The organism is bacterium, assembly GCA_030652805.1.
GTDB lineage: Bacteria > JAHJDO01 > JAHJDO01 > JAHJDO01 > JAHJDO01 > JAHJDO01.
Map to the genome: position 1 here is coordinate 1 of JAUSPT010000037.1, position 7,204 is coordinate 7,204.

Below are 7,204 nucleotides of genomic sequence, written 5' to 3' on the forward strand. Positions count from 1 at the left end.
CGTTCACCAATAGAGAGCTTTTTCAAGTAGTCCAGTTCAAACTCCATTTCTTTTTTTTTACTACTATTATCTACCTGTAGTATAGACACAATATCACCCTCTCATACTGTAAAAACATATTACCATAAACCCTGATGATTCACAAGAAATCGAATTGCAGAAAGGTTTTTATGTTTTTTAGTCACTAATGCTTGATAGGGGAGTCTGGCGTTTGAAGATTTGAGCGTGGGTTTTGAGGAAAGGGCGCTGTCTCATTTGTCTTATTATTTAGAAGAGGTTCTGTCATATTTCCTTTGTGGTGACCTTTGTGATTTATTTGCATTTTATTTCCTTAATGTGTATTGATAAAAAAATTTACGTCATTTCTTCCAAACTCCAGGCAAAGGCCTTGATGCCTTCTTTTCCCAATTTTTGGCGCAAGCTTTTTATCCGCTCAATAAGCCTGTCTTTTTTATTATCTTCAACAGCAACTGCCAAAGCAGAATTTACTGTCGGCCAGATATGGGTGTCTAAATGCGGACCACTGGTTATTCCTTGTCCTTGAACTCTTGGCCACCGTGTAAATCCTTCTATCGCCAACTCTTTTAAAACTTCCATTACTTCGGTCTCAATAGCCACATTATATGTTATAAAGACCATTTTCATTTCGCCTGTCTCCTCTTCATCAAATTGTTATTCTTGAGATGCTGCTCAAATAAAGAATAGACAATGGGAACAATAATCAAGGTTACCAAGGTAGACACAAGTAGTCCCCCGATCACCGCACCCCCTAAAGGTCTCCATATCTCAGAGCCTTCTCCTCGAATCAGGACTAGTGGTAACATCCCACAAATGGTACTGAGTGAGGTCATTAAAACTGGTCTGAGTCTATGCTCACCTGCGGTTTGAATAGCTTCAAATAAATTGAGTCCCCGAGCACGTAAGATGTTTGTATAATCAACCAGAACAATACCATTATTGACTACAATCCCCATTAGCATAATCAGACCGATAAAAGAGGTGATGGATAAGGTAGTTCCGGTGAGGAGAAAAAACCAGATTACTCCTACAAAGGCAAAGGGGACTGAAAACATAATCACAAAGGGGTCTAATAGCGACTCAAATTGAGAAGCCATGACCATATAGACCATAAGAATACCCAAAATTAGAAGCATAATTAAGTCCCTGAAGGCCTTTCTTTGTTCCTCTACCTCGCCGCCAAAGCCCACTGATATACCCTCTGGTACATCTATCTTGGCGAGTTCTGCCTTTATATCGCTGGCTATCTGACCTAATGGACGGCCGTATATCCTGGCCTCAACCTTGACGATTCGCTCCTGTCCTTTTCTTTCAATCTCCAGAGGTTCAAGCTCCTCAGTAATAGTAGCGATATTCTTTAACTTGATGGCTTTGCCTGTAAAGGAGGTAATGGTGATATTTTCTATATCAGGGATGATTCTGCGATCCTTTTCCTTCAGTCGAACAAAGATATCATATTCCTCACCGGCCTCCCGGAATTTGGTAGCCTCCTTTCCATAGAAATGAGTCCTCAGGGTATCCGCAATCTGAGCCATATTGAGACCCAAAGCAGAAGCCCTCTTCCTATCTACCTTAATCCGAAGTTCAGGCCTACCAACATCCCTGCTTATCATGATATCAACTGCACCGGGAGTGTCTTCTACTATTTTCTTTATCTTAGTAGCTAATTTATCGGTCTTCTCCAGATTGTGCCCAATAATCTCAATAGATATGGGTTTGGCTCCAGCAAAGAGCATCTGTGCCATAGCGGCCCCAGCCCTTATATCTATTTTTCTAATCCCCGGGATACGGGATACCTTTTCCCTCATAACCTTACCAATCTCTTTAGTGGATCTCCCGCGCTCACCCTTCCTGACCAACTTCGCAAAAAACTTCCCTACGTTTGACCCTCCCTTCATACCCATGGTCTCCTCATAACCTTCTTCTGATTGGCCAGTGAAACCAGCTATATTTTTCACCTCTGGTACATTCTTCTCAAATATCTTCTCTATCTCCTGAGTAACCCTATCTGTCTCCTCTATTCTCATGCCCACGGGGAGCTCTATTCCCATATGGAATTCGCCTGAGTCTATCTCAGGGATAAACTCAGTGCCGATTATGGGGACTAAGGCTAAACTTAAGATAAAGATTAATACAATAATGCCTAAGGTTCTCTTACGATGACTAAGGGTCCAACCCAAAAGTTTTTTGTATCTTGATTCTACAATCTTAAACCAACGTTCGCTCAATTCATAGAAACGTTTTCCAAATCGTTTCTTAGGATTATCAGAAGGAGCAACCTTAAGTAGTCGAGAAGATAACATGGGCGTAAGGGTGAGGGCGGTAAAAAGAGATGCAAGAAGGGTAATGCTCATTACAAAAGCTAATTGTTTAAACATCACACCTACGATTCCTCCAAGAAACATCAAGGGAACAAAAATTACTATGGTAGTAAAGGTTGCGGACATGACAGCCAATCCTACTTCTGAGGGAGCAAAAATCGCGGCCTCCCTTAATTTTTCCCCCCTATCTCTGTGCCGAGTGATATTATCTAAGACGACAACAGCATTATCTACTACCATTCCCACGGCGATGGCCATACTAACCAGGGACATCACATTGATGGTATATCCGCATAGATACAGGAAAATAAAACCTATAATCAGAGAGAAAGGAATAGTTAATGCTATAATCAGGCTGGAACTCAACTGGCGAAGAAAAAATAGGCTAACCAAGATAACGAATATCCCTCCCCATATTACAGATTGCTTTAAGTTATCAATAGTCCAGACTATCAAGTCGGAACTATCTATTATGGGGAGAATTTCTATATCTTTAGGAAGGGTCATTTGTAATTTCTTAAGTTTTTCCTTGACTGCCTTGGTGATGTTGACAGTATTACCACCGGTCATCTTCTGAATCATAAGCATTAATCCGTATTCCCCATTGGTGCGGGCAAACATAGTCTGCTCTTTAAAACTATCCTCTACCTTTGCCACATCTTTAAGATAAAGTAAGATGCCCGCATGTTGACCAATTACTACATCTCCTATTTCATCCGGGGTTTCAAACTCTCCAGGCAACCGGATAATATATTCAGTCTTTCCTAATTTGAGACTTCCTGCAGGAAGGGTTATATTCTCCATGGCCAGAATTTGGACTACCTGCTGGATAGGTATGTGAAAGGCCTCTAAGCGTTCTCGATCAAAGTAGACATTTATCTGTCTCTGGAGTCCTGCCATTATCTTGACTGAACCCACCCCTGGTACTGTCTTTAAAGGGTCTACAACCTTATCATCAATGATATCGTACAATTTAAGATAACTCTCCTTAGCCTTTACTCCACATACCAAGATGGGCATCATAGCAGTATTGAATTTGAAGACCATAGGTTTCTCTATATCGTCAGGCAGGTCTTTTTTGGCAAACTCAAGCTTGTCTCGTACATCATTAGAAGCCTCATTCAGATCGGTTCCCCATTCAAATGTGCAGGTAACAATAGAGAGATTCTCTTTGGATTTGGAGGTAATTTTATCGAGGTTATTCACAATAGAAAGGCTATCTTCGATATACTTAGTAACCTTGGTCTCTACATCGGTAGCTCCCGCTCCTGGATAGATGGTTATGACGCTGATGGCCGGAGGTTCAATCTCCGGCATCAAATCAATAGGGAGTCGAGTAAAGCAAATTGCCCCCAAGATAAAAATACCCAGAAATAACATTGTTACTGTAGTGGGATGCTTTACTCCAAACTCAGGTAACCTCATTCTTGTGCTCCTTTAGATATAATCTCCACAGCCTGACCATCTTTTAAGCCCTGTTGTCCTGTTATAACCACTGAATCTCCCTCTTGAATTCCATCGGTTACTTCTATCTTATCCTCTTCACTCATCCCTGTTATTATTTTCCTTTTGCAGGCTTTGCCATCTTTAATTATAAAGCAATACATTTCACCATTTTCTCTAATAACAGCATCTCGCAAAATATATGGGACTCCTTTATGTTCTAAAACATCTATTCTCACTCTGGCAAACATACCGGATTTTAAGATATGTTCGGGGTTTGATATTTCAATTTCAAGCGGAGCAGTGCGAGTTGTAAGATCTATAACTGGGCTGACCATAGAAACCTTTCCTTCAAATATCTCTTCAGGATAGGCATCTACTTTAACCTGGGATAGCTGATCTTCTTTAACCTTGGGCAAATCCCTTTCCACAATGTCAATTTTTACTTTTATCACATCCATATTTACAATCTTAGCAATAGGTATTTGCGGTGAAACGTTTTCTCCTTTATCTACATAAATCCTACCTATTATCCCATCTATTGGGGAGGTAACTGGCGATTTCTCAAATTTTAATCCAATCTCATCTCTATCAATATAAGTAAGAACATCGCCTTTCTTTACTGCATCTCCTTCCTTGGCAAGTTTTTCTATAATTTTACCGGTCACTTTAGGATAAACTATTGCTTCATCTTCAGCCTTTATATCCCCTACGTAAGAAAGCACTTCCTTAATGTCGACTCTTTTTACTTTCGTTACCCTTACTGGAATTTTAGCTACTTTTATTTCAGCAACTTTTTTGCCACAACCTGCTAAGATTGAAATTCCAAGCACTAAGCACCAAATAACAAACAAATTACAAGCACCAAATATCCAATGACCAAAACTACTTTGCTTTGAATTTTTCCGCATTTTATCTCTCCAATTTTATATCATTTTTAACTAAAGTTAATCCTTCTGATTTGTCCAGATTGATGATAGATATTTCGTGATCTATCAAAGCCTTTATGTAATCCAGCTCAGCCTGCGATAATCTCTCCTGATAGTCCAGCATATCATGAGTGCTTACCTCGCCTGCTGTGTATCTCTCGTTTTGAACATTATAGTTCTGTGTCTCTGCTTCTCTGGACAATGAAGAAGCTTCAACCTGACGGTATTGTATATCAACTTCTCTTACCTTATCTCTTACTTCAAGAATGATATTCTGCTCAAGTCTCTTGAATGATATTAACGCCTGAATTTTTTCTAACTTTTTCTTATTATACTCCCCGCGCGCTTTTTTGTTTCCCAGAGGAACCTTAAAATTCAATCCAATGCTCCAATCCTCATAGTCTCCTGTTCCAACTTTACTGAGCGCTTCGTCAAGATTATCTCCTAGGCCATTCAAGCCAAAACTTCCAACTAGATCCAGAGTAGGGAAGAGAACATTCTTAGCTTTTTTTATCTTTATGTCCCTATTCTCAAGAGCAATCTCTTCCGAAGCATAATCAGGCCTGTATTGAAAAGCATTACTAAGACTTCTTGCAAGATCAACGTATTCTTTTGTAAAAACAGGTTTATCTAAAGGCACAATCTCAGTGTTCCAGAGGGATGGGTCATCAACCAGGCTTGTTATCAATTTCAACTCATCTTCAGATTTTTTCAATGTTGATTCTGCTGAAATTAGATTTTTTTGTCTCTTGGCAACAGCTGTCTTTGTCTCCAGCAAAGTCAGAGAACTTACCAGTCCCGCTTTATATCGTTTATTGTTAATCTGAAGCATGTCCTCTGCGCGCTTTAATGATGATTTTGCTATATTGTGTTTTTCTGTGTAAAAAATGTAATTATAATAAGCAGCTTTCGTTTTTGTTATTATATCTGCAACTGTATTTTCAAAATCTTCCTCTGAGATATTTTTATCATTTTTGGCAATAGTAATATCTGCGCGGTTTACCTGCACGCCAAATCCTTTAAGTAATGGCTGTGTGATCGTGATCTTGGCTTCTGATGTGTAATTGTCGTTCCTAAGACTGGCGGAAGAAGGATCATCTTTGCTTCTATTGTTTAGAAAGTCCATGTTGTATTTAGTCCCGGTATATAACTTTCCTGATAAACCTGCGTTAATATCTTCATCTCTTGAGTTAATTGTATTATCTGTGTATGCAGTGGAATTATTCTGGTTTGTGTTATCTCTGAGTTTATAAGTTGCATCAAAGGACGGCTCAAAATCTGAGCGAGCGATTTTTATATCAGATTCCTTTAATCTTGGCTCAATCTTTTTAATTTTGATTTCTGAATTATTCCTTAAGGCAAAGGCTATACAATCAACAAGTCCTATTTTTAAAACCTTTTTTGTATTAGCAGAGGCGATGAAATCCTCTTTTTTATAAGTAGGTATTTTATCTGTAGTTTCTGCCAAACAAATAACATACATAAATATGTTCAAGCATAGGGAAAAAAGCATAAAGAATAAGGCATATTTTTTATTCATCTTTTTACCCCGTTTAAGAAGACTTCCAACACTAAGGGTGCATTGCTCACAATTTCCTCTTTAGCTGGATTTCTGCCCTTTAACCAATACACAATGATATTATGGATAATACCTGTTAAAACATGCGCTAGCTTTTCCGCAGGATAGATTTTCTTGATACTATCTTTCTCCTGAGCTTCTTTAATAACACATATAAAGAGATCTAAGTGCTTTCTAAATTTATCTCTTTTATATACATCTATGTCTTGCATTACTTCTTTGAGACTGCTTTCTTCGTAGAAGTAAATCTTGAAAAAATCAACATTTTCTGCAACAAATTCAAGATTTGCGCTCACTAGCACCTTGATTTTTTTTATAGGGTCTCTAATTCTCTTTATTTTTTCGTTTATACGACTAAAAAGTTCATCAGTTTTACGTTCCAGCAGCGCAAGATATAAACTCTGCTTGTCCTTAAAGTAATTATAGAGTGTTCCTACTGCGTATTGTGCCTCGCTAGCGATATCGAGCATACTGCTGTTATAATAGCCTTTGGTTGCAAAAATTCTCTCTGCAGCACCTAGAATATCATTTTGTCTTAAGTTTTTGTCTCTTTCTTTTCTATCCATATGAATTTATATTCAATTAATGAGTTTATGTTCACAATATAAAATACAAATTCACTTTTGTCAACGATTTTGTCAAGCACCCTAGAATCGCTATTGGAAATAAATTGATGAGAAAAAATATTGAAAAAGCCTCGTTGGCAAGCGATAATAGGACTTGTGAAAACAAAACAACCACTTAACCAACGAGGTGAAACAATGGTACAACAAACGTTATAGTTTAGTTATAAAAAGTTGATCTTTTCAACTTTTTTTGCATTTTTACTTTATACGTAGAAACGCCACGACAATTCAAGCTCTCTGCCACCTCCTTTCCAGCTTGATTGATATTGATATATAGTATCATTTTTT

5 protein-coding genes are annotated in these 7,204 nt (G+C 38.3%); all 5 read right to left on the minus strand.

The window, feature by feature from the left end; genetic code table 11:
• Positions 1-354 precede the first annotated feature (354 nt).
• From Q7J67_03980 to Q7J67_04000, 5 genes are read right to left on the minus strand one after another with little or no spacing between them, the layout of a single operon-like run.
• Positions 355-645: a hypothetical protein gene (locus tag Q7J67_03980; protein ID MDO9464437.1), complete on the minus strand. Its 291-nt coding sequence runs from the start codon at positions 643-645 to the stop codon at positions 355-357.
• Positions 642-3,764: an efflux RND transporter permease subunit gene (locus Q7J67_03985; protein ID MDO9464438.1), complete on the minus strand. Its 3,123-nt coding sequence runs from the start codon at positions 3,762-3,764 to the stop codon at positions 642-644. The genes Q7J67_03980 and Q7J67_03985 overlap by 4 nt, the downstream gene beginning before the upstream one ends.
• Positions 3,761-4,693, minus strand: coding sequence for an efflux RND transporter periplasmic adaptor subunit (locus Q7J67_03990; GenBank protein MDO9464439.1), 933 nt, complete (start codon positions 4,691-4,693; stop codon positions 3,761-3,763). The genes Q7J67_03985 and Q7J67_03990 overlap by 4 nt, the downstream gene beginning before the upstream one ends.
• Position 4,694: 1 nt before the next feature.
• Positions 4,695-6,251 (minus strand): TolC family protein, encoded by a 1,557-nt coding sequence (locus tag Q7J67_03995; protein MDO9464440.1) that lies wholly within the window; start codon positions 6,249-6,251, stop codon positions 4,695-4,697.
• The gene (locus tag Q7J67_04000; GenBank protein MDO9464441.1) at positions 6,248-6,856 is read right to left on the minus strand and encodes a TetR/AcrR family transcriptional regulator; all 609 of its coding nucleotides are present in this window, start codon (positions 6,854-6,856) and stop codon (positions 6,248-6,250) included. Before Q7J67_04000 ends, Q7J67_03995 begins: the two co-directional genes overlap by 4 nt.
• Positions 6,857-7,204: the final 348 nt, after the last annotated feature.

Excerpts from the sequence above, each read along its gene's own strand:
- Q7J67_03980 (MDO9464437.1), bottom strand. The coding sequence starts at position 645 with ATGAAAATGGTCTTTATAACATATAATGTGGCTATTGAGACCGAAGTA.
- Q7J67_03985 (MDO9464438.1), bottom strand. The coding sequence starts at position 3,764 with ATGAGGTTACCTGAGTTTGGAGTAAAGCATCCCACTACAGTAACAATG.
- Q7J67_03990 (MDO9464439.1), bottom strand. The coding sequence starts at position 4,693 with ATGCGGAAAAATTCAAAGCAAAGTAGTTTTGGTCATTGGATATTTGGT.
- Q7J67_03995 (MDO9464440.1), bottom strand. The coding sequence starts at position 6,251 with ATGAATAAAAAATATGCCTTATTCTTTATGCTTTTTTCCCTATGCTTG.
- Q7J67_04000 (MDO9464441.1), bottom strand. The coding sequence starts at position 6,856 with ATGGATAGAAAAGAAAGAGACAAAAACTTAAGACAAAATGATATTCTA.